General features: G+C 35.6%; 23 protein-coding genes and 1 other RNA gene. 22 read left to right on the top strand and 2 right to left on the bottom strand.

Features of this window, described 5'->3' with window-relative positions; all coding sequences use genetic code 11:
- The first annotated feature begins 25 nt into the window (after nucleotides 1-25).
- From NCCP28_RS02715 to ssrS, 4 genes are all read left to right on the top strand, one after another.
- Complete coding sequence (locus tag NCCP28_RS02715; protein ID WP_248559857.1) at nucleotides 26-568, top strand: YqhR family membrane protein; 543 nt, start codon at nucleotides 26-28, stop codon at nucleotides 566-568.
- 107 nt (nucleotides 569-675) lie between these two features.
- Entirely contained in the window at nucleotides 676-1,740 is a 1,065-nt protein-coding gene (locus NCCP28_RS02710; protein WP_248559856.1) for a M24 family metallopeptidase, read from the top strand.
- Between the two features lie 19 nt (nucleotides 1,741-1,759).
- The gene (gene efp, locus NCCP28_RS02705) at nucleotides 1,760-2,317 is read left to right on the top strand and encodes an elongation factor P (RefSeq protein ID WP_248559855.1); all 558 of its coding nucleotides are present in this window, start codon (nucleotides 1,760-1,762) and stop codon (nucleotides 2,315-2,317) included.
- A gap of 82 nt (nucleotides 2,318-2,399) precedes the next feature.
- Nucleotides 2,400-2,590: non-coding RNA, 6S RNA (ssrS, locus tag NCCP28_RS02700), on the top strand.
- Between the two features lie 134 nt (nucleotides 2,591-2,724).
- Here the strand turns inward: ssrS and NCCP28_RS23560 are convergent.
- Both NCCP28_RS23560 and NCCP28_RS02685 read right to left on the bottom strand, forming a co-directional pair.
- Nucleotides 2,725-3,291 (bottom strand): peptidoglycan DD-metalloendopeptidase family protein, encoded by a 567-nt coding sequence (locus NCCP28_RS23560; RefSeq protein ID WP_282579517.1) that lies wholly within the window; start codon nucleotides 3,289-3,291, stop codon nucleotides 2,725-2,727.
- Between the two features lie 322 nt (nucleotides 3,292-3,613).
- On the bottom strand, nucleotides 3,614-4,978 hold the full coding sequence (locus tag NCCP28_RS02685; protein WP_248559854.1) for an alkaline phosphatase: 1,365 nt from the start codon (nucleotides 4,976-4,978) through the stop codon (nucleotides 3,614-3,616).
- A gap of 402 nt (nucleotides 4,979-5,380) precedes the next feature.
- On the opposite strand from NCCP28_RS02685, the gene spoIIIAA reads away from it, so the two are divergent.
- The 18 genes from spoIIIAA to ahrC all read left to right on the top strand — a co-directional run bounded on the left by spoIIIAA (nucleotide 5,381) and on the right by ahrC (nucleotide 20,757).
- Nucleotides 5,381-6,313: a stage III sporulation protein AA gene (gene spoIIIAA / locus NCCP28_RS02680; RefSeq protein WP_248559853.1), complete on the top strand. Its 933-nt coding sequence runs from the start codon at nucleotides 5,381-5,383 to the stop codon at nucleotides 6,311-6,313.
- Nucleotides 6,310-6,825 (top strand): stage III sporulation protein SpoIIIAB, encoded by a 516-nt coding sequence (spoIIIAB, locus tag NCCP28_RS02675; RefSeq protein ID WP_248559852.1) that lies wholly within the window; start codon nucleotides 6,310-6,312, stop codon nucleotides 6,823-6,825. The genes spoIIIAA and spoIIIAB overlap by 4 nt, the downstream gene beginning before the upstream one ends.
- A 22-nt stretch (nucleotides 6,826-6,847) precedes the next feature.
- A complete protein-coding gene (spoIIIAC, locus tag NCCP28_RS02670) occupies nucleotides 6,848-7,054 on the top strand; it encodes a stage III sporulation protein AC (protein WP_101174966.1) in 207 nt (68 codons plus the stop codon).
- A gap of 8 nt (nucleotides 7,055-7,062) precedes the next feature.
- Nucleotides 7,063-7,458 (top strand): stage III sporulation protein AD, encoded by a 396-nt coding sequence (spoIIIAD, locus tag NCCP28_RS02665; RefSeq protein ID WP_248560275.1) that lies wholly within the window; start codon nucleotides 7,063-7,065, stop codon nucleotides 7,456-7,458.
- A gap of 40 nt (nucleotides 7,459-7,498) precedes the next feature.
- Entirely contained in the window at nucleotides 7,499-8,704 is a 1,206-nt protein-coding gene (gene spoIIIAE / locus NCCP28_RS02660; RefSeq protein WP_248559851.1) for a stage III sporulation protein AE, read from the top strand.
- Between the two features lie 17 nt (nucleotides 8,705-8,721).
- On the top strand, nucleotides 8,722-9,360 hold the full coding sequence (gene spoIIIAF, locus NCCP28_RS02655; RefSeq protein WP_248559850.1) for a stage III sporulation protein AF: 639 nt from the start codon (nucleotides 8,722-8,724) through the stop codon (nucleotides 9,358-9,360).
- Nucleotides 9,353-9,991: a stage III sporulation protein AG gene (gene spoIIIAG / locus NCCP28_RS02650; protein ID WP_248560274.1), complete on the top strand. Its 639-nt coding sequence runs from the start codon at nucleotides 9,353-9,355 to the stop codon at nucleotides 9,989-9,991. The genes spoIIIAF and spoIIIAG overlap by 8 nt, the downstream gene beginning before the upstream one ends.
- 14 nt (nucleotides 9,992-10,005) lie before the next feature.
- Nucleotides 10,006-10,584 carry a SpoIIIAH-like family protein gene (locus tag NCCP28_RS02645; protein WP_248559849.1) on the top strand — a complete coding sequence of 193 codons (579 nt, stop codon included), beginning with the start codon at nucleotides 10,006-10,008 and terminating at the stop codon, nucleotides 10,582-10,584.
- 397 nt (nucleotides 10,585-10,981) lie between these two features.
- Nucleotides 10,982-11,452 (top strand): acetyl-CoA carboxylase biotin carboxyl carrier protein, encoded by a 471-nt coding sequence (accB, locus tag NCCP28_RS02640; RefSeq protein ID WP_248559848.1) that lies wholly within the window; start codon nucleotides 10,982-10,984, stop codon nucleotides 11,450-11,452.
- A gap of 19 nt (nucleotides 11,453-11,471) precedes the next feature.
- Nucleotides 11,472-12,830, top strand: coding sequence for an acetyl-CoA carboxylase biotin carboxylase subunit (gene accC / locus NCCP28_RS02635; protein ID WP_248559847.1), 1,359 nt, complete (start codon nucleotides 11,472-11,474; stop codon nucleotides 12,828-12,830).
- Nucleotides 12,831-12,845: 15 nt separating this feature from the next.
- Nucleotides 12,846-13,256 (top strand): Asp23/Gls24 family envelope stress response protein, encoded by a 411-nt coding sequence (locus NCCP28_RS02630; RefSeq protein WP_101174959.1) that lies wholly within the window; start codon nucleotides 12,846-12,848, stop codon nucleotides 13,254-13,256.
- 564 nt (nucleotides 13,257-13,820) lie between these two features.
- Complete coding sequence (gene nusB / locus NCCP28_RS02625; protein WP_248559846.1) at nucleotides 13,821-14,207, top strand: transcription antitermination factor NusB; 387 nt, start codon at nucleotides 13,821-13,823, stop codon at nucleotides 14,205-14,207.
- 204 nt (nucleotides 14,208-14,411) lie between these two features.
- Nucleotides 14,412-15,755, top strand: coding sequence for an exodeoxyribonuclease VII large subunit (gene xseA / locus NCCP28_RS02620; RefSeq protein ID WP_248559845.1), 1,344 nt, complete (start codon nucleotides 14,412-14,414; stop codon nucleotides 15,753-15,755).
- A gap of 3 nt (nucleotides 15,756-15,758) precedes the next feature.
- The gene (gene xseB / locus NCCP28_RS02615; protein ID WP_248559844.1) at nucleotides 15,759-15,995 is read left to right on the top strand and encodes an exodeoxyribonuclease VII small subunit; all 237 of its coding nucleotides are present in this window, start codon (nucleotides 15,759-15,761) and stop codon (nucleotides 15,993-15,995) included.
- Nucleotides 15,996-15,999: 4 nt separating this feature from the next.
- On the top strand, nucleotides 16,000-16,890 hold the full coding sequence (locus NCCP28_RS02610) for a polyprenyl synthetase family protein (RefSeq protein WP_375709359.1): 891 nt from the start codon (nucleotides 16,000-16,002) through the stop codon (nucleotides 16,888-16,890).
- A 452-nt stretch (nucleotides 16,891-17,342) separates the two neighbouring features.
- On the top strand, nucleotides 17,343-19,235 hold the full coding sequence (dxs, locus tag NCCP28_RS02605) for a 1-deoxy-D-xylulose-5-phosphate synthase (RefSeq protein ID WP_248559843.1): 1,893 nt from the start codon (nucleotides 17,343-17,345) through the stop codon (nucleotides 19,233-19,235).
- A 6-nt stretch (nucleotides 19,236-19,241) separates the two neighbouring features.
- A complete protein-coding gene (locus tag NCCP28_RS02600; RefSeq protein WP_248559842.1) occupies nucleotides 19,242-20,072 on the top strand; it encodes a TlyA family RNA methyltransferase in 831 nt (276 codons plus the stop codon).
- Nucleotides 20,073-20,307: 235 nt separating this feature from the next.
- Complete coding sequence (gene ahrC / locus NCCP28_RS02595; RefSeq protein WP_248559841.1) at nucleotides 20,308-20,757, top strand: transcriptional regulator AhrC/ArgR; 450 nt, start codon at nucleotides 20,308-20,310, stop codon at nucleotides 20,755-20,757.
- The last annotated feature ends 3 nt before the right edge of the window (nucleotides 20,758-20,760 follow it).

Genomic DNA, 20,760 nt, shown 5'->3' with positions numbered 1-20,760 from the left:
TCAAAAAATGTTGGAGGTATCTATTATGTCAAATGATAAACAGCAAAGTAAGAAGAAAAAACAACAGCATGAAAAGCCAATGTCATTTATTGCACTTGTTATTTGGACGGGGATGATAGGAGGAATCGTTTGGTCATCGATTGGCTATTTTGCATACTATCTAAATTTTACAGAAATTCCGGTTAATATTCTTTTAGAACCATGGGCGCTTGGGGAGTGGAAAAGAGGGTGGCTTGGAACGTCCATTAGTATAATAGTGCTTGGGGCGCTTTCTACTGGAGCAGCTTTTGCTTATTATCTTGCTTTAAGGAAATTTAAAAAAATATACATAAGCATTGGGTTTGGCCTTGCTTTATTTGCTCTTGTTTTTATTGTGCTCAATCCAATATTTCCAAGCATGGATCCTTTTTTAAAGCTAAATAGAGATACATTAATTACATCTGCTTGTCTATATGTACTTTACGGTGTGTTTGTCGGCTATACGATTTCATATGAAGAAAGTGAAATTCAAACAAAAAAAATGAAAGAAAAAAAGGCTAGTTCAAATATTTCGAGTAGTGAAGGATAACAAAACTATGATAAAATACTGTCGATGAATCGGTTTTAAATGGAATAGATTTTGCATAAGAAATACATAGTGCCAAAAGAATAAAAACGGGCAAGGAGAGGCGAAAAATGGAAAAACTACAAAAATTAAGAGAAGCACTAATAAAAGAAAATGCAGATGGAATGGTGGTAACAAGCAACTACAACCGCCGTTACATAAGCAACTTTACTGGAACAAGCGGGGTTGTGCTAATCAGCGGGGAAGAAGCAAAATTTATTACCGATTTCCGGTACATGGAACAAGCGGCAGAGCAATGTAAAGGATTTGAAATTGTTCAGCACATAGGCCCTATCTATAAAGAGGTGGCTGTTCAAGCGGAAAAGATGGGGATAAAAAGACTTGCTTTCGAACAAGATTATATGACTTTTACTGATTATAAAATTTACGAGAGTGCGATAAAAGGCGAATTAGTGCCTGTTTCTGGTCTAATTGAAAAGTTACGCTTGATTAAGAGTCCCCAAGAGATTAAGATATTAAAGGAAGCGGCCAAGATTGCGGATGCGGCTTTTACTCATATTCTTGATTTTATTAAAGTTGGGAAAACCGAGTTGGAAGTTTCGAATGAATTAGAGTTTTTTATGCGAAAAGCAGGTGCAACTTCATCATCCTTTGATACAATCGTGGCATCAGGGAAAAGATCTGCCTTGCCTCATGGTGTTGCAACAAATAAAGTTATTGAAGATGGTGATTTCGTAACATTGGATTATGGCGCTTACTATAATGGATATGTTTCGGATATTACAAGAACAATAGCTGTAGGCAATCCGGACGAAAAATTAAAAGAAATATATCAAATAGTCTTGCAGGCACAATTAAAAGGCATGAATGGAATAAAACCAGGCTTAACAGGAATTCAAGCAGATGCGCTAACTAGGGATTACATAACAGAACATGGATATGGTGATAATTTTGGACATTCAACAGGCCATGGTATCGGTTTAGAAGTGCATGAAGGACCAGGGCTTTCCGCTAAATCAGAAATTGTTTTAGCAAAAGGCATGGTTGTTACAGTAGAGCCGGGTATCTATGTTCCAGGTCTTGGTGGAGTTCGTATTGAAGATGATACATTGATAACGGATGTTCATAATGAAGCTTTAACCCATTCAACAAAAGAATTTATTATTTTGAAATAAGATTAGGAGGATTATTTACATGATTTCTGTAAACGATTTTAGAACAGGTTTAACGATTGAAGTAGACAACGGGATTTGGAGAGTTATTGATTTCCAACATGTTAAACCTGGAAAAGGAGCGGCATTTGTTCGTTCTAAATTAAGAAATTTACGAACAGGGGCTATCCAAGAAAAAACATTTAGAGCAGGAGAAAAAGTAGCAAAAGCTCAAATTGATAACCGCAAAATGCAGTATTTATATGCGAGCGGCGATCAGCATGTATTTATGGATACTGAATCATATGATCAAATTGAACTGCCAGCAAGTGCAATTGAATATGAATTGAAATTCCTTCAAGAAAACATGGAAGTGCAAATCATGATGTACCAATCAGAAACACTTGGTGTGGAGCTTCCGAACACGGTTATATTAGAAGTTGCGGAAACAGAGCCTGGAATTAAAGGCGATACTGCTTCTGGTGGCACAAAACCTGCTACGTTGGAAACAGGATTAATTGTTCAAGTACCTTTCTTTATTAACCAAGGGGATAAACTGATTATTAATACAGCTGAAGCTAGCTATGTTTCTCGTGCATAAGGCATAGTTCAAAAAATATATAAGAGCAAGTGACGATTATTACCATTTGCGTTTTATGACTTTTTCTTGTATTATATAAATATAAAAGCTGCGTTGTACGTTATCGTATGAAGTTTCAACCTTTATCGATAATTAGGGAGTTCTATATTAAAGACGGAACAGCAGGCTTTATGATTTATTCATAAGGACATATGAAGAAATCTTTTGCGAACACCCACCTGGTGGAGCAGGTTTTGAAACTCCATACACCTAAGCGGCAAATGCGGCTGAAAAAAGCAACCTTAAAGGTTGCTTTTTTTTTTGCTTTTATAATTTGAAAATGGATTATTATGCTGGAAATAAAAGAAGGAATGATATTTAAAATTTGGCTATATTAAAGTGGATTGTTGATTTTTGTACTAATTAATCTACTTAAAAGGAATTTTTAGTGATTGTCCTACGTAAATGTAATTCTTGTCGTTTAAATTATTAGCATGCACAATGGCATCAATGGTTGTTTGATATTGTTTGCTTATTTGTGTTAAAGTATCGCCCTTTTTAACTATATAGTTTGTATATTGAATATTTTGGCTTGCTGCATTCAGATAGTTCATTGGATCAACAGCATTTGATTTTGTATTATTCCATCTGCCTAGATGCAATTCATAATGTAAATGCTGGCCAGTTGAATTTCCGGTATTGCCCATTATGCCGATAAGCTGTCCTTGCTGCACTTTTTGGCCAGCGAGCACTTTGCGAGATCCCTTTTGCAAGTGTGCATAAACAGTTTCATATGTTATTCCATTTATTGTATGGAGTATCATGATACATTCCCCATAGCTGTTTGAGTAATACGATTTTGATACAGTTCCACTAGCGCTCGCAATTATTTTATGATTTCCCTTTGCAGCAAAATCTGTACCAAAGTGTTTATTAGGACCGCTTTTTTGAAAGGCATTACTAATAGTTGTTACAGAGGTTGGGAAAATAAACATTGGCAAAGCCACCTCCCTTATATTGAATATAGTAGTATGATATGAAAGAGAATAAAAAAGGTTTGGACTAGTTTTAAAAAGAAATTTCGATAGAGGTTAAAAGGCATGTAAAAGCTAATATTGCTGTATTCTCGATTATTTAATACAACAATAACAATAAAAAGTTTGCAGCTTTATAACTTGCTGCAAACTTGGATGCTAGCCTTATTTTTTGCTTTTTTCTAAAAGATATTGCTTGTTAAATAAATGAAAAGCTTTTTATACTTACTGAGCAGGTTAAATAGCAATCAACTAGATGAAAACGACCTTTTTTAAAGAAGATCTAAAAAGCAAATCCCATTAATTCTGCTAATATTTTGGGGATATCGGTATTATCCATTACTCCATGAAACTGATTTGCGCCTTTTCCATATGCAAATACAGCAATCATATTGCTGGTATGCCCCCCCGTAGTGCTTAATTTTTCGGTGCTTCGATCCAATGAACCGGCATGGTAGTGTTTAGCAATTCTATTGCCGATTTCCCAAGCAATTTGCTGATCTGGATAAACCTGATTTCGATCATTTTTTATGTCTGATTGAAATAAAGCAATATCTCTGTTTGTTAATGTCATATGTGCATATTGTTTAAAAACTTTTCTGATGCTTTGATTGGTATAGCCGATTCCGCTTTTGTTTTTTTGTAATTGGCTTGCCATATAGTGGGGGGTAACTGAAATTTGTTTTAGTGCTTTAATGTCCATTGGTTCAGAGGAGGAAATCCCCATTGTTTCATGATCTGCTGCAACAACTATTAATGTATCAGGATGTTTTTTGGCCCACTCTACGCAATATTTTACCGTATTATCAAATTCAATTGTCTCTTTCCAAATGCTTGTTAGATCACTTGCGTGGGAGGCGTGGTCAATTCTTGCGCCTTCAATCATGGCAAAAAAACCTTTGGAATTTTTAGAAAGTGTTTCAATTGTTTTGGCAGTCATTTCGGTTAATGTAGGTTCTTGACTATGCAGTTTATTTCGGTCTAACTTGAAATTTAAATGTTTTGGTCCGAAGAGCCCTAAAATTTTATCGCTTTTTGCATGTTGGAGTTCCTGTTTTGTTGCAACGAATTGATAGCCAGCTTTTTTGTATTGGTTAATCAAGTTGGTATCGCCTTTTTCATTGGCTCCAAAATAGCTTAATCCCCCACCCATAATCACATCTACTTTAGTTTGCAATTGCTGTTTTGCGATTGCGTGTTGATCCTCCCAACGATTTTTTACACTTGCAGTAAAACTTGCTGGTGTTGCATCAGTAACAGAATTTGTTGTAACGATTCCTGTTTTATAAAGATGATTTTTAAACAGATCAAGTATGCTTTTTTTCTCTTTTCCATTAGCAGTGACGCCAATCATTTCGTTTTTTGTTTTTTCTCCAATGGCAAGAGCAGTTCCTCCGGCAGCTGAATCCGTTACTCGATTATTGGCCGAATAAGTATGGGCAAGAGCAGTATATGGCAAAGTCTCTATATAGAGATGCCCTTTTTTGCCATATTCAAATAATCTGGCAATCTCCATTTGTCCCAACCCCATCCCATCTCCAATTAATAAAATAATATTTTTTGGTCCATCTTTTGGAGCAGCTGTGCCTGGGCTTGTTTGGATAAACAACAAGATTAGAAACGATAAATATATAGTTAACTTTTTCATTTTTAGAATGCCTCCATTATCTTCTGAAAAAATAAATGCATTACAAGTTATTGTTTGAGGATGGGTCTATAATTAATCATTCCAAATGATAGTAGGTTTTCCTTTGATTTTAGATGGTATTTTTGTATAGATTGCGGCTTTTAAAGTAAGTCGCTGCCGAAATTTATTTCTTTTATTTTTTCTGTTGAAAACAACAAACTTGGTGAAAACAGCCTTTTGGATGGAGGAGAAATTTAAAATAGAAAAAGCTTCTCTATTAAAAATAAAAAGGGAGATAGCGAAAAGGAATAATTCCACTAATCATGCATACATATTATTAAGAAAATGAAAGTAGAGGACAGGTAGGCAACAGCCTGCTCATCTATAAAAACTGTGGGACAACCTAAAAAGGAGGAACTTTTTGTGAATTCCATCTATTCATTTTTGCCTAAAAGCATTGCAAATCAAGTTCTCACAATCCCTCCAAACGAAAGAGAAGGAATCGAAGAAATAAGAATTAGAATTAATCGTCCATTGGAAGTATGTATAAATGGAAAACCGCTTTTTTTTCCTTTCATTATTACAAGGGAAGATGCTGATCATCTATTAAATAAGATCAGTCAATATTCTGTTTATACAATGGAAGAAGAATTAAAAAGAGGTTATATCACTATTATCGGGGGACATAGAGTTGGTTTAGCAGGAAAAGTAGTTTTGGAAAGCAGCAAGGTAAAGGCAATCAGCGAGGTAGCAAGTTTTAATATTCGGATAGCAAAAGAAAAAATTGGGATTGCAGAATCTTTTATTCCGTTTTTGCATAAACAAAATAGATGGTTTCATACCATGATAATCGGCCCTCCACAAACGGGAAAAACAACCTTATTGCGGGATATTGCCAGGTATATATCAAATGAAGATAAGAAATATAAAAAAATTTCTAGCAAAGTGGGCATTGTAGATGAAAGGTCGGAAATTGCCGGCTCTATCCATGGCGTGCCGCAAATGACATTTGGGCCTCGAGTAGATGTGCTTGATGCTTGTCCAAAAGCGGAAGGAATGATGATGATGATCCGTTCTATGAGTCCAGATGTACTGATAGTGGATGAAGTAGGGAGGAAAGAGGACGGAGAAGCAATTCTTGAAGCGGTAAATGCAGGTGTTCAGTTAATTATGACAACACATGGAACAACATTGGAAGAAATAAAAAATAGACCAGTATTAAAGCCGATTATAGAGATGGGCATATTTGATCGTTTTATTGAATTAAATAGAAAAAATGGTCCAGGAACAGTTGGAGCAATCAAAAATAAAGATGGAAAATTAGTGTCTAGGGAAATGAAGGTGACAACTTCATGATAAAAATTGTTGGAGCGATTATTATTCTTGCTTCTACAAGCTGGGTCGGCATGGAATTTTCTAAAGTGTTAAGTGAACGGCCTAAACAATTGCGGCAGCTAAAAACAGCACTGCAGTCTTTAGAAGCTGAAATTATGTATGCTCATACACCATTGCATGAAGCAGCTAGAAGATTGGCAGAACAGCTTAGTCCTCCTCTTTCTATTTTTTTTTCTGTGTTCTCTAATAAGCTGGCGCAGGAAGAAACAACAGTAAGAGATGCTTGGTCAAAAAGTTTAGAAGAAATCTGGACAAGTACGGCGATGAAACAGCCAGAATTAGAAATTATGAAACAATTTGGCGAAACCTTGGGCAGGCATGATCGGATTTCTCAGCAAAAGCAAATATTACTGACTCTTTCCCATCTAGAAAGAGAAGAAGCAGAAGCAAGAAATAATCAGATGAAATACGAAAAAATGGTAAAAAGCTTAGGGGTTCTTTCTGGCTTATTAATCGTTATTTTATTGATGTAGTTAGTTGTAGGAGGAGAATAGGATGGGTTTAGAGGTAGATATCATTTTTAAAATAGCGGGTGTTGGAATTGTGGTTGCTTTTTTGCATACCATTTTAGATCAAGTAGGAAAAAAAGAATATGCACAATGGGTAACCCTTTTTGGATTTATCTATATTTTGTTTATGGTTGCTAACATAGTAGAAGATTTATTTCAGAAAATTAAGTCGGTATTTTTATTTCAAGGCTAAAGGAGGATATTGTCATTGAAATTCTTCAAATTGTAGGGATTGCCCTCATTTCTACATTTCTTGTCCTAATTATAAAAGAACAAAAGCCAAACATCGCTTTTTTGCTTGTTGTGTTTGTCGGATGCACGATTTTTCTTTTTCTAGTAGACCAAATCGCGGCGATTATTCATATGGTTGAGAAAATTGCCTTAAATGCAAAAGTAAATACGGTATATGTAGCAACGATATTAAAAATAATCGGAATTGCTTATATTGCTGAATTTGCTGTTCAAATTACAAAGGATGCTGGACAGGCTTCTATTGCTTCCAAAATAGAATTAGCTGGAAAAATCATCATTTTGTCCATGGCGGTTCCTATTTTAACAGTTTTAGTAGAAACGATCATTAATATGATACCCAACTAAATCAGTGTTTATAGATTGTTCTAATGCTAGAGGTGAAGAAATGAAAACAAAACTAAACGTCATTTTGCTATTTATGATCATTCTCTTTTTTTTATTTATTCCAACTGTCCAAGCCTCGCCTCAAGAAGAAGAACAGGAAGAAACAAGTGCAAGCAATACGCAGCAAATGGTTGATTCCCAGATAGATAAGTTGAATTTAGAGGAGTTAAAAGGCTTTTGGGAGCATATCACCCAAGAGTATGGAGGCTTTTTACCGGAAAGCCAAAAAGGAAGTTTATACGATTTTATAAAAAATGGAAATTCAATTGATTTGCAAGGGATTTTTTCTGGCATGATGAAATTTGCCTTTCATGAAATTATTGTGAACGGAAAGTTGCTTGGTTCACTTATACTATTAACTATTTTTAGCATGCTTTTGCAAATGCTTCAAAATTCTTTTGAAAAAAGTTCTATCAGCAAAGTTGCATATGGGATTGTATTTATGGTGCTTATTATTCTTGCTTTAAATAGCTTTCATGTAGCGATAACATTCGCAAACGAAGCAATTTCTACAATGACTGGTTTTATCTTAGCACTTGTACCCCTTTTATTGGCATTGATGGCAGCATCGGGCGGGGTTATCTCTGCTGCATTTTTTCATCCAGTTATTCTTTTTTTGATGAATACAAGTGGCATGCTGATTGAATATATTGTTTTGCCGCTGCTGTTTTTAGCAACATTGCTCCATATAGTCAGTGCCTTGTCCGAGCAATACAAAGTAACGCAACTGGCTAATCTTTTGCGCAATGTCAGCATTGGCATATTGGGCTTATTCTTGACGATCTTTCTCGGTGTTATTTCTGTTCAAGGGGCTTCTTCGGCTGTAACCGATGGAATAACGATTAAAACAGCAAAATTTATAACAGGAAATTTTATTCCTGTTATAGGAAGAATGTTTACAGACGCAGCGGATACGGTTATTAATGCAAGTTTGCTTCTCAAAAATTCAGTTGGGATTGCAGGAGTTGCTATTTTGCTTTTTATTGTAGCATTCCCAGCATTAAAAATTTTAATGATTTCATTTATATACAAGTTTGCCGCAGCCGTTTTGCAGCCATTAGGAGGGGGGCCGGTTATCACATGCCTCGATATCATTTCTAAAAGCATATTATATGTTTTTGCCGCACTTGCGGTTGTATCGTTAATGTTTTTCCTCACAATTACCGTCATTATTGCAGCCGGAAATTTAACAATGATGGTTAAGTAGAAAGGCGGGGAAGTCAATTGAGCTTTATTATCGAATGGGTGACAAATATTATTTTATTTGTACTTCTAGCAACAGTTGTGGATATGTTATTACCAAATTCCTCCTTTCAAAAATATGCAAAGATGGTTACTGGATTATTGCTTATTACCGTTATTTTAACACCAGTCTTTAAACTTGTTCAGCATGATTTTGAAGATGTTGTTGCATTGGCAACTTTTAAGAATTCCGATGAAAAAAATATAAAAAATTCAATGGAATTGCAGAAAAAAGAAATACAAGCATCATTAGATGAATATACATTAAACAAAATGGCTGTCCAAATGAAAGAGGATGCAAATAAGGAGTTGGTAAATCAATACGGAGTTGAAATAGAAGCACTTAGTATAACAGTGGACAAAAGCAGTGAAAAAAGTTTTCCGGAAAATTTGGAGAAATTGGTTATTTCCTTAAAGCCAGGGAATGGAGAGCAAAATGAAAATGCTGTGGAAGCAGTTAAAACAGTAGATATTAATACCCAAAATCCAGACTCTCTTAAATCTGAACAATTACAAGTGGATACAGACAGCATAACATCATTTCTTGCCAATAAGTGGGATGTGAAAGATGAAAATATCGACATTGTGACAGAAGGAGGGGAGAGTGAAGCAAATGGATAAAGAAAAGGGACCAATTAGTTCGTTAAAGAAGATATTTATTAACAATGGCGGCCCAGGAAACAAACAAGGAAAAGTCCAGTATTTAATTATTGTCGCGCTGTTTGGAGCAGCGATTATGCTTTTAAGCAATATGTTTTTTCATAATGATTCAACAAAAGAAGCCGCTACTGTAGCAAGTTCGCCTGTAGCAGAAGAAACATTTGGACAAAAATCACAGGGATCTAGCGGAATAATAGATTATGAAGAAAAATATAAAGAAGAGATTAAAGCAGCCATCAATAACATATCAGGTGTGAAAAATGCAACAGTGTATGTGAATGTGGATGCAACAGAGAAAAAAGTATATGAAAAAAATACAACAACGCAAAATCAAACAACAGAAGAAACAGATCCTCAAGGAGGAAAAAGGCAAGTGGAAGATGCTTCTACAGAATCACAGCTAGTGATAATCCAAAATGGCGATAAACAAGTTCCTGTTGTAGTAGAGACGAAAAAACCTGAAATAAGGGGTGTTCTCATTGTTGCAAAAGGAGCTGAAAATATAAAAGTTAAAAGCATGATTATTGAGGCTGTAACAAGGGCGCTAGATGTCCCGAGTCATCGTGTTTCTGTCATGCCAAAACAACCTTAAGGAGGATTTAGCTTATGTTATTAAAAAAACAAACGGTTTGGTTATTAACAATGTTAAGTTTAGTGGTAGTCTTGTCGGTTTATTATATTACATCCCCTGAGCAAACAAATGAATTTGCAGCAGGAGAAGAAAGCAAAACAAAAGAAGAAGCAAAAAATAATACAGCGGCAACGAAAACGAAAGAAAATGCTGCAGGTGAAGCAAAAACGGAAGGTGATACTGTTTCTACAGTGGAATCAGCTGAAGAATTTGATGAAATGCGTTTAGAACTTGAGGATCAAAGAAGTGCTAAAGAAGAAGAATTAACAGATGTAATGGGATCAACTGAGGCTACTGCAGAACAAAAAAGTGAAGCAGCAGAGAAAATTGATCAATTAAGAGAAGTAGCAGATCAGGAAAAAATGCTAGAAACTTTAATAAAAGCAGATAATTACGATGATGTGCTTGTTCGTTCTGTTGATGGAGTGGTGAATGTTACCGTTAAAGCGGATAAACTTTCTGCAGAGGCTGCAAATGATATCATTCAGCTAGTGCGCAAAAATATGAATGAACCAGGCGCATATGTTGCGGTTAAATTTGATCCAAGCAAATAAAGGAGGGGGTCTTCATCCCCTGCTGATTGCTAGTTAAGCTATGAGCTTGTTCTTTTCCACCTAGATTTTTCTGGGGGGCAAAAGACTGTTAATGCATGATAAAAAAATGTATACCGCATTAGAAAGGGAAAAGATGCATAATCTTTTCCCTTTTTCTATATTAGCGTTTTTAATAAATGGCAATGCTACAAAGAAGGGGCGCTAGATGACTTCTATTAGTTATTTTAGCTTGAAAATGGTATGATAGAATGGAAAGAGCAAAAATAAATCTATTTTTTAAAGCAGCATAAAACGAACCGATTAGCACTTGATTAAAGAAGAATGTTGAACTATTATAAGGTCTTATCGTATGATATTAGTAGCTAGTCATAAATGAATTATTTAAGGGGTGTTTTACATGTTTAAAATAGAAGAAATAAAAGAACTAATTCAATTAATAAACGAATCAAATGTAAATGACTTTTCTTACGAGCAAGATGGAACAAAATTAAAAATCAAAAAAAATTACGGCGAACAAGTGATGGTTTCTGCTGTACAGACTGTTCCTCCAGCAAAACCGCAAATGCTAGAGACAGCAATTGCACCTTTAGAAACAGCTGCAAAAGAAGAGAAACCAGAGGTGAATGAAAATTTACATAAAATTACTTCTCCTATGGTAGGCACATTCTATGCATCTTCATCGCCTGATAAAGATGTGTATGTAAAAGTAGGAGATAAAGTAACAAAGGATTCTGTAGTGTGCATTGTCGAAGCAATGAAGTTATTTAATGAAATAACTGCAGAAGTAGATGGAGAAATCGTAGAAATTCTTGTAAAAGATGGAGAACTTGTAGAATATGGTGAACCATTATTTTTAGTAAAGGCTTAATAAAGAGAGGATTTAACCAATGATAAAAAAACTGTTAATAGCAAACAGAGGGGAAATTGCTGTCCGCATTATTAGAGCATGTCGAGAACTTAATATTGAAACAGTTGCTGTTTATTCGCAAGCAGATAAAGATTCGCTGCATGTCCAATTAGCAGATGAAGCATATTGCATTGGACCAACAGCATCAAAAGACAGTTATTTAAATTTTACGAACATAATAAGTGCAGCTACATTAACAGGAAGCGATGCAATTCATCCAGGCTATGGATTTTTAGCAGAAAATGCTGACTTTGCTGAATTATGCCGAGATTGCAATATTACCTTTGTTGGACCAAGTCCTGAAGCAATCAATAAAATGGGAACAAAGGATATAGCAAGAGAAACAATGCGAAAAGCAGGTGTGCCGATTGTTCCAGGCTCACAAGGGATTATCCAAGATTTGGATGATGGAATTGCTTTAGCAGCTGAAATCGGCTATCCTGTCATTATTAAAGCGACTGCTGGAGGCGGAGGAAAAGGAATTCGTGTCGCCAAATCAGAAGAAGAGCTTATTAAGGGGATCAGCATTACACAGCAGGAAGCTTTAACTGCTTTTGGAAATGCTGGCGTTTATTTAGAAAAGTATATTGAAGATTTTCGCCATGTAGAAGTTCAAGTGCTTGCAGATAATTATGGGCATGTTATCCATTTAGGAGAGAGAGACTGCTCTATTCAGAGAAGACTGCAAAAACTATTAGAAGAAACGCCGTCGCCTGTTATAACGGAAGAAATGCGCAGCAAAATGGGAGAAGCTGCGGTTAAAGCAGCAGAAGCGGTTGAATATTCAGGCGCTGGAACGGTCGAATTCATCTATGATTACCGCGCCGAACAATTTTATTTTATGGAAATGAACACACGAATTCAAGTAGAGCATCCTGTTACAGAAATGGTTACTGGGGTTGATTTAATCAAAGAACAAATCTTTGTTGCATCAGGAAAACCTCTTGAAATTAAACAAAAAGATGTAACTTTTACTGGATGGGCTATTGAGTGTCGCATCAATGCAGAAAATCCTGCAAAAAATTTCATGCCATCTCCTGGAACGATACATATGTATCTGCCTCCAGGCGGTTTAGGAGTGCGAATAGATTCTGCAGCGTACCCAGGCTATTCTATTCCTCCATACTATGATAGCATGATCGCTAAAGTTATTACGTATGGCAAAACAAGAGAAGAAGCGATTGCTCGCATGAAAAGGGCCCTCAGCGAATTTGTTATTGAAGGTGTGCATACAACCATACCGTTTCATTTGCAACTCCTTAATCATAAAAAATTTGTGGATGGAGATTTCAACACAAAATTTTTAGAAATGTATGATTTGATGAAATCAGAAGATTAAAAGGAGGAAATAATCATGTCAGACAATACAATTTTAGAAATGAATCAAGAACAAAATGGTTTAGGCAAAGTAGAGATTGCTCCCGAAGTTATTGAAGTAATTGCTGGAATTGCTGCATCAGAAGTAGAAGGTGTTGCACAAATGAGAGGCAATTTTGCTTCAGGTGTTGTGGAGAAGCTAGGGAAAAAAATCCACAGCAAAGGCGTTAAGGTGGAGCTGACAGAAGAAGGCATTAAAGTAGATGTATTTTGTGTGATGATTTTTGGGGTGTCTATTCCACAAGTTGCACAGAAAATCCAAGATAATATTCGTCAAACCCTAATCAATATGACTGCACTAGTGGCAGAAGAAGTCAATATTCATGTTGTTGGCATTCAGTTTGAAGCACAAAAAACGCAAGAAGCGGAATATGATCAAGAAATATAGTAGATAATCATAAAAAAGACTGCTAGTGGATAGTCTCCATTTTGGTGAAGAGACAGTATCTTTATTAAAACGGAGACTGATTTAAAATCCTTGGCAGTCTTTTTTTGTCAGATGATTTTCCTCCATGATATCAATAAAATGATTTGCAATTTAATTCCTTTCCAAAAGGTCAAAGGAAACGAAAATCCACAGTATTCTTTAGCAGCACCTTTTTAATATGCAATTTTTCTGACTATAAAGGCGCGAAAAAAACGATGAAAGAGCACATAGAAGTTTCTAGTTATTTGTGCTATTATCTTTTTAGAAAGTGAGATTGTTTTATACTATTGAAAAAGCTGTGTAGCACAAAGTTGTTTAGTTTCATATAGGAAACATTATATAAGCAAAATGGACTTAAGCAGCAGCTGCAATGTAATTGACGCTAAGAATATAGTGGATATTAAATGCCTATCGTTAAATCTGGTCGCTATCTTATATAAAATTAGTTTATAAACAACAGCTTTTTGGTAATATGATTTGATGGAATACAAATGGTTAAGATGTTAAAGGAGCTAAAGATGAAACATGAAAAGAAGAACTGCTAGAGAAAAAGCACTGCAAGCATTATTTCAAATTGACCTTAGTCAAACAGATAAAGAAGAAGCGATTGTACATGCACTAGATGGAGAAAAACAGGATGCTTATCTAACAAGTCTTGTCGATGGTGTATTAGAGAACCAGCAGGAAATTGATGAAATCATCAAAAAACATTTAGAAAATTGGACGATGGAACGACTTGCTAATGTAGATCGAAATTTATTGAGATTGTCTATTTATGAACTGCTGTATGCTGGTGGCGAAGTGCCGGCAAATGTAGTAATGGATGAAGCAGTAGAAATTGCTAAACTTTATGGCGATGATCAGTCAAGCAAATTCATAAATGGCGTTTTATCACGCATTAACAGACAGTAACCCTCACATGTCCTGTGGCAATGTCTATGTGACCTATATCTTATCTTGCCGCAATGAACAATCAGTGGGGATGGAGAAAAATCCACTAATTGAAGTTTCACTTTATCAAAAAAATAAAAAAATCAGTAAACAAAAATGCTATGGGAGGAGTAACTTAAGAGTAGTTTATTCCTTCCGGATCCTTTTAGATAAGGAGCACAATAAATGGAAACAAGATATTTATCTGTACAGGCGTTAACCAAATACATAAAAAGAAAATTTGATGCTGATCCTCATTTGCATGCAGTTTATGTCAAAGGTGAAATTTCTAACTTTAAACAGCACACTAGCGGTCATATGTATTTCACATTAAAGGATGACAAGGCAAGAATCCTCGCTGTCATGTTTGCAAAAAGCAATCAAAACATGAAATTCAAACCAGAAAATGGGATGAAGGTATTAATTAAAGCAAGTGTAACGGTTTATGAACCGAGTGGCCAGTATCAAATGTATGTTCATGAAATGAAGCCAGATGGCATTGGAGAACTTTATTTAGCATACGAGCAATTGAAAAAAAAGTTAGAAGAAGAAGGTTTGTTTTCACCAAAATTCAAGCTACCCATCCCTAAATACCCGAAAACCATTGGAGTGATTACTTCTCCAACAGGTGCAGCTATTAGAGATATATTAACAACGATAAAAAGAAGATATCCAATAGCTAAAATCATCATATTTCCTGCCCTCGTACAAGGTGATGCAGCAGCCCCCTCAATCGTTCAGGCCATTAATCAAGCAAACTTACAGAAAGAACCGCCAATAGATGTTCTAATTGTTGGCAGAGGAGGCGGATCAATAGAAGAATTATGGGCATTTAATGAGGAAGAAGTAGCACGGGCGATATTTTCTTCACAAGTGCCAATTATTTCTGCTGTTGGTCATGAAACAGACTTTACCATTGCTGATTTTGTTGCCGATTTACGAGCACCTACGCCAACAGGTGCAGCCGAACTTTCGGCTCCGAATATAGAAGATGTTATAGAAAGAATTTTGTCAAGAAAAGCAAGATTAATACGTGCCACAAAAGAAAAAGTAGAGGTTCAAAAGACGAGGTTCCAGCAAATTCAAAGATCTTATGCTTTTCGCTATCCGAAAGTTCTCCATGAACAAAAAATGGAACAATTGGATAGACAAAAAGAGCTGCTCTATCGCAATATGAAAAAATTTCAAGAGAAGCAAACAGAAAAATGGATGCTCTTTACAAAACAATTAGAAAGAAATCATCCATCAGAGCTGGTGAAAAAAGCAGATAGTGATTTAAATGTTTTAGAAAAAAATTTAAAAAGAAATATGATGCTTATTTATAATCAAAAAATCCATCGTTTTCAATCCATTATTCAAACAATGGATGCGCTAAGTCCACTAAAAATAATGGAACGAGGATACAATTTAGCATATCTTGAAAATGGCAAACTATTAAGCAGCATTAAGCAGCTGAAAGAAAATGACTCGCTGGAAGTGAAGCTTTCAGATGGTTCCATAGAAGCAAAGGTGATTAAAATTAAGGAGTGATCCATGTTGGCTGAACAGAAAAATCTATCTTTTGAAGAAGCAATGAATGAGTTAGAGAGAATTGTCGAAAAATTAGAAGAGGGAGATGTTCCATTAGAAGAAGCAATCAATACATATAAAAAAGGAATGGAACTTTCTAAATTTTGCCATGATAAATTAAAAAATGTGGAAGAACAGCTTGCAGAGATTGTTTTAGACAACGGTCAAAAAGAGGTTTTTTCCATATCAGAGGAGGAATAATCCAGTGCGGTATTCATCTCTTAATGATTTTGCTAAAACGTATAAAAAACTATTAGAAGAACACATGAAACAAAGTATTGATCAGCTTTCTGCACCGTCTGTTATTAAAGATGCAATGGCATATTCCATCAGTGCTGGAGGCAAACGGATTCGTCCTTTATTACTGTTTGCGACTATGCATGCATTTGGAGAAGATCCAAAAAAAGGACTGCTTTCGGCTGTGGCTATAGAAATGATTCATACGTATTCCCTTATTCATGATGATTTGCCAAGCATGGATGATGATGATCTAAGAAGAGGAATCCCGACAAATCATAAAGTATATGGGGAAGCCATTGCTATTCTGGCGGGAGATGGTCTTTTGACATATAGTTTTCAATTGCTGACACAAATGACAAAAGAGTTTAGTGGAGAAACAATAGTAAAAGCAATAGAAATTCTTTCTCAAGCAGCAGGTCCCGAAGGAATGGTTGGAGGGCAGGTTGCTGATATGGAAGGGGAGGAGAAAAAACTTTCCCAAAAAGAACTTGAGTATATCCATATCCATAAAACAGGAAAATTGCTTGCGGCAAGCGTCCTTTTAGGAGCAGTTTTAAGCAAAGGGAATAAGCAGCAGCTGCAGCAGTTGACAAACTTTGCCCAGCATTTAGGTCTAGCTTTCCAAATAAGGGATGATATATTAGATCTTGAGGGCGATGAGGCATTAATTGGTAAGCCAGTTGGAAGTGATGCGTACAATCAGAAGAGTACATATCCTGCTCTTTTGACAATGGATGGAGCGAAAAAGGAGCTTGATACCCATATTAATAAAGCAAAAGCAATTCTTTCTGAATTATCGCTTGATACGGGTATCCTAGAATCAATAACCGATTTGGTGGCTAATCGGGTAAGTTAAAAAGGAACGGGTGGTTTATACTATAGATAAAAGTGGTAAAATTTATAATATAGAGACTTTATGCTAAAATAGATAAAGGAATCAAATAGCCGTTACACCTGAGTGTTAGCGGTTTTTTTATCTATTAAAAACAAAGGATAAATTGTCTTCAAGTTTTTTAGTTTGCAAGAAAAAACTTGAAGAAATGAAAGCGTTGTAAAGAGGGGCAATCATAAAAACATTTTACAATATGGATGGTTTTTTTGATTCCTGGGGGAAATGGCTTACTGTTTTCCAGCATACAATGGTATAATACATATTTAATGTTTATTATGAATATTGTTTATCAATTCATAAAAGCTTTTTTAAATACGGATTTAATAGTTAGTATGAAAAAATAAAAAAGAATGTATGCTATATAAAAGTTAAAATTTTATGGGCGGTATACTTGATATGAAAGTGAGTTGTTATGTATGGATTTAATGTCGATTAAAAATCCATCTTTTCTAAAAGATCTATCGATAAATGAACTAGAGAAGCTTAGTGAAGAAATTCGTCATTTTTTAATCAACCAATTAGCTGCAACTGGGGGCCACATTGGGCCGAATTTAGGGGTAGTAGAACTGACAATTGCTTTGCACAAATGTTTTAATAGTCCAAAAGATAAAATGATCTGGGATGTGGGCCATCAATCTTATGTGCATAAAATCTTAACTGGCAGAGCCAGCGAGTTTGGTTCTTTAAGACAATATAAAGGATTGTCTGGATTTCCGAAAATGAATGAAAGCGAACATGATGTGTGGGAAACAGGCCATAGTTCTACTTCCTTATCTGCTGCAATGGGAATGGCGGTTGCTCGCGATCTAAAAAAAGAAGATTCTTATATTATTCCCATTATTGGAGATGGAGCATTAACAGGCGGTATGGCTCTTGAGGCTCTTAATCATATTGGGGACGAAAAGAAAAATATGATTGTTATTTTAAATGACAACGAGATGTCTATCGCGCCAAATGTAGGAGCTCTTCATCAAGTGCTGGGCAGATTAAGAACGGCAGGCAAATACCAATGGGCAAAAGATGAATTAGAAATGTTGATGAAAAAAATCCCTGCAGTGGGAGGGAAATTAGCCGCTACAGCAGAAAAAATCAAAGATAGTTTAAAATATCTGCTGGTTTCAGGCGTGTTTTTTGAAGAACTAGGATTTACGTATCTAGGACCTGTAGATGGGCATAACTATGAAGATTTACTGGAGCAATTAAATTATGCTAAGAAGACAGAAGGACCTGTACTTTTGCATGTTTTGACAAAAAAAGGAAAAGGTTTCTCTCCGGCAGAAAAGGATACAATTGGTACATGGCATGGAACAGGACCGTATAAGATTGAGACAGGGGATATCATTAAACCGGTCAATACTCCACCTGCATGGAGTAAATTAGTAAGTGATACGGTGCTTAAGCTTGCACGAAAAGATGAAAGAATAGTGGCCATTACTCCTGCTATGCCTGTGGGCTCTAAATTAGAAGCGTTCGCAAAGGAATTTCCTGATCGCATGTTAGATGTTGGCATTGCAGAACAGCATGCGGTAACATTAGCTGCTGGACTTGCTACACAAAAGATGAAGCCATTTTTAGCGATTTATTCCACTTTTTTACAAAGAGCTTATGATCAAATGCTTCATGATGTATGCCGCCAAAAATGTAATGTCTTTATTGGCATTGACCGTGCAGGATTAGTCGGAGCAGACGGAGAAACACATCAAGGCGTTTATGATATTGCTTTTTTGCGGCATATGCCTAATTTAGTGCTGATGATGCCGAAAGATGAGAATGAAGGACAGCATATGGTCCATACAGCAATTCAATATAATGATGGTCCTATTGCTATGCGTTTTCCAAGAGGCAATGGTTTAGGAGTCAAAATGGATGAGGAGCTTAAAACGATTCCGATTGGTTCATGGGAAGTATTAAAAGAAGGATCGGATGCAGCAATATTAACATTCGGAACAACAATTGAAATGGCATTAGAAGCAAGGGAAATACTAGGAAAACAAGGGATTTCAGTAAAGGTAATCAATGCAAGATTTATTAAACCTCTTGATGAATCGATGATGCTGGATTTATTAAATATGCAAATACCGATTTTAACCATTGAAGAAGCTGTTCTTCAAGGAGGATTTGGAAGTTTTGTATTAGAGTTTGCCCACGATCATGGATATGATGCAAGCAGCATTGATCGAATGGGAATCCCTGATGAATTTATTGAACACGGGGATGTTCAATCTTTATTAAATGAAATTCATTTCACTGCAGAAGAAGCAGTAAAAAGAATATCTTCAATTGCTAGAAAAAAACAAAAAAGGGCTTAGGATTAGATGAAGAAAGAAAGAGTAGACATTTTATTAGTAGAACAAGGCTTATTTGAGACAAGAGAAAAGGCAAAAAGAGCGATAATGGCAGGAACTGTTTATTGTGAAGAAATGCGACTTGATAAGCCAGGTGAAAAAATAAATAAAGAATCCAAACTGACTGTTAAGGGAAAAACATTAAAGTATGTGAGCCGCGGTGGTTTAAAGCTGGAAAAAGCGCTTGAAGTATTTGATGTGAATATCGAAAATAAAGTGCTTCTCGATATCGGTTCCTCAACAGGAGGATTTACGGACTGTGCTTTGCAAAATGGAGCAAAGATGTCATATGCCTTAGATGTAGGATACAATCAGCTTGCTTGGAAGCTAAGGCAAGATGAGCGGGTAGTCGTTATGGAAAGAACTAATTTCCGTTATGTTACTCCAGCTGATTTAAAGGAAGGCATGCCTGATTTTGCTTCCATTGACGTATCATTTATCTCTCTAAAATTAATCTTGCCTGTTTTAAAAACATTGCTGGTAGAAAAAAGCGATGTTATTGCATTAGTAAAACCTCAATTTGAAGCAGGAAGAGAGCAAGTCGGAAAAAAAGGGATTGTAAGAGATAAAAAAGTACATGTTTCTGTACTGGAGAAAATTATCAGCTTTTCTGTGCAAGAAGGCTACAAAATAAAGGGCATATCCTTTTCTCCAATTACAGGTGGGGATGGCAATATTGAATTTTTGCTCCATTTGCATTGGGATAATCAGCCTATTGAAGAGGAGTCAGATTTTACAAGCCTTATTAATGAAACAGTCATGTTTGCACATAATGAATTAAAAACAAAAAAAGAAGAGTAATTTTTCAAATGGCAAAGAGGAATAAGTGAAACTTATTCCTCTTTAGATTGTAAAAAAATAAATAATTGTATAGTATAATGAGGAGAAACTGATGCAAATTGTAGAATAAACAAGAGTTTTGACAAAAATTAAAAATAGAATGTACAGGATATTTGTCAATAGGCGAGATCATTAATAAGGATTATATAGAGAGAAACCTAAAATTTAGTACATTCATCATTAAAGGGTGATAAATATGAATAAGGGTCAAAGACATATTAAAATAAGGGAAATTATTACGAATAATGATATAGAAACACAGGATGAACTGGTCGATGAATTAAAAAGAGCTGGATTTAATGTAACGCAGGCGACGGTCTCTAGAGATATTAAGGAACTTCATTTAGTGAAAGTGCCCTTAACAGACGGCAGATATAAATATAGTCTTCCTGCAGATCAGCGCTTTAATCCTCTGCAAAAGTTAAAAAGAATAATGGTCGATTCTTTTGTGAAAATTGACTCTGCAGGAAATCTATTGGTTTTGAAATCATTGCCGGGAAATGCACAAGCAATTGGCGCATTAATTGATAACCTCGATTGGGAAGAGATTTTGGGGACGATTTGCGGGGATGATACATGCTTGATTATTTGCAGAACGACAGAAGATGGACAAACGATAACAGATCGTTTTCTTGATATGCTTTAAAAA

The sequence above is a fragment of the Niallia sp. NCCP-28 genome (assembly GCF_023168165.1).
In the GTDB taxonomy this organism is placed as follows: Bacteria; Bacillota; Bacilli; order Bacillales; family Cytobacillaceae; genus Niallia.
This window is presented reverse-complemented; position numbering and strand designations above follow the sequence as displayed.

Excerpts from the sequence above, each read along its gene's own strand:
- spoIIIAE (WP_248559851.1), top strand. The coding sequence starts at position 7,499 with ATGAAAACAAAACTAAACGTCATTTTGCTATTTATGATCATTCTCTTT.
- efp (WP_248559855.1), top strand. The coding sequence starts at position 1,760 with ATGATTTCTGTAAACGATTTTAGAACAGGTTTAACGATTGAAGTAGAC.
- dxs (WP_248559843.1), top strand. The coding sequence starts at position 17,343 with ATGGATTTAATGTCGATTAAAAATCCATCTTTTCTAAAAGATCTATCG.
- xseA (WP_248559845.1), top strand. The coding sequence starts at position 14,412 with ATGGAAACAAGATATTTATCTGTACAGGCGTTAACCAAATACATAAAA.
- NCCP28_RS02715 (WP_248559857.1), top strand. The coding sequence starts at position 26 with ATGTCAAATGATAAACAGCAAAGTAAGAAGAAAAAACAACAGCATGAA.
- NCCP28_RS02630 (WP_101174959.1), top strand. The coding sequence starts at position 12,846 with ATGTCAGACAATACAATTTTAGAAATGAATCAAGAACAAAATGGTTTA.
- NCCP28_RS02685 (WP_248559854.1), bottom strand. The coding sequence starts at position 4,978 with ATGAAAAAGTTAACTATATATTTATCGTTTCTAATCTTGTTGTTTATC.
- NCCP28_RS23560 (WP_282579517.1), bottom strand. The coding sequence starts at position 3,291 with ATGTTTATTTTCCCAACCTCTGTAACAACTATTAGTAATGCCTTTCAA.
- xseB (WP_248559844.1), top strand. The coding sequence starts at position 15,759 with ATGTTGGCTGAACAGAAAAATCTATCTTTTGAAGAAGCAATGAATGAG.
- spoIIIAC (WP_101174966.1), top strand. The coding sequence starts at position 6,848 with ATGGGTTTAGAGGTAGATATCATTTTTAAAATAGCGGGTGTTGGAATT.
- nusB (WP_248559846.1), top strand. The coding sequence starts at position 13,821 with ATGAAAAGAAGAACTGCTAGAGAAAAAGCACTGCAAGCATTATTTCAA.
- spoIIIAB (WP_248559852.1), top strand. The coding sequence starts at position 6,310 with ATGATAAAAATTGTTGGAGCGATTATTATTCTTGCTTCTACAAGCTGG.
- NCCP28_RS02645 (WP_248559849.1), top strand. The coding sequence starts at position 10,006 with ATGTTATTAAAAAAACAAACGGTTTGGTTATTAACAATGTTAAGTTTA.
- ahrC (WP_248559841.1), top strand. The coding sequence starts at position 20,308 with ATGAATAAGGGTCAAAGACATATTAAAATAAGGGAAATTATTACGAAT.
- NCCP28_RS02600 (WP_248559842.1), top strand. The coding sequence starts at position 19,242 with ATGAAGAAAGAAAGAGTAGACATTTTATTAGTAGAACAAGGCTTATTT.
- accC (WP_248559847.1), top strand. The coding sequence starts at position 11,472 with ATGATAAAAAAACTGTTAATAGCAAACAGAGGGGAAATTGCTGTCCGC.
- NCCP28_RS02710 (WP_248559856.1), top strand. The coding sequence starts at position 676 with ATGGAAAAACTACAAAAATTAAGAGAAGCACTAATAAAAGAAAATGCA.
- accB (WP_248559848.1), top strand. The coding sequence starts at position 10,982 with ATGTTTAAAATAGAAGAAATAAAAGAACTAATTCAATTAATAAACGAA.
- spoIIIAG (WP_248560274.1), top strand. The coding sequence starts at position 9,353 with ATGGATAAAGAAAAGGGACCAATTAGTTCGTTAAAGAAGATATTTATT.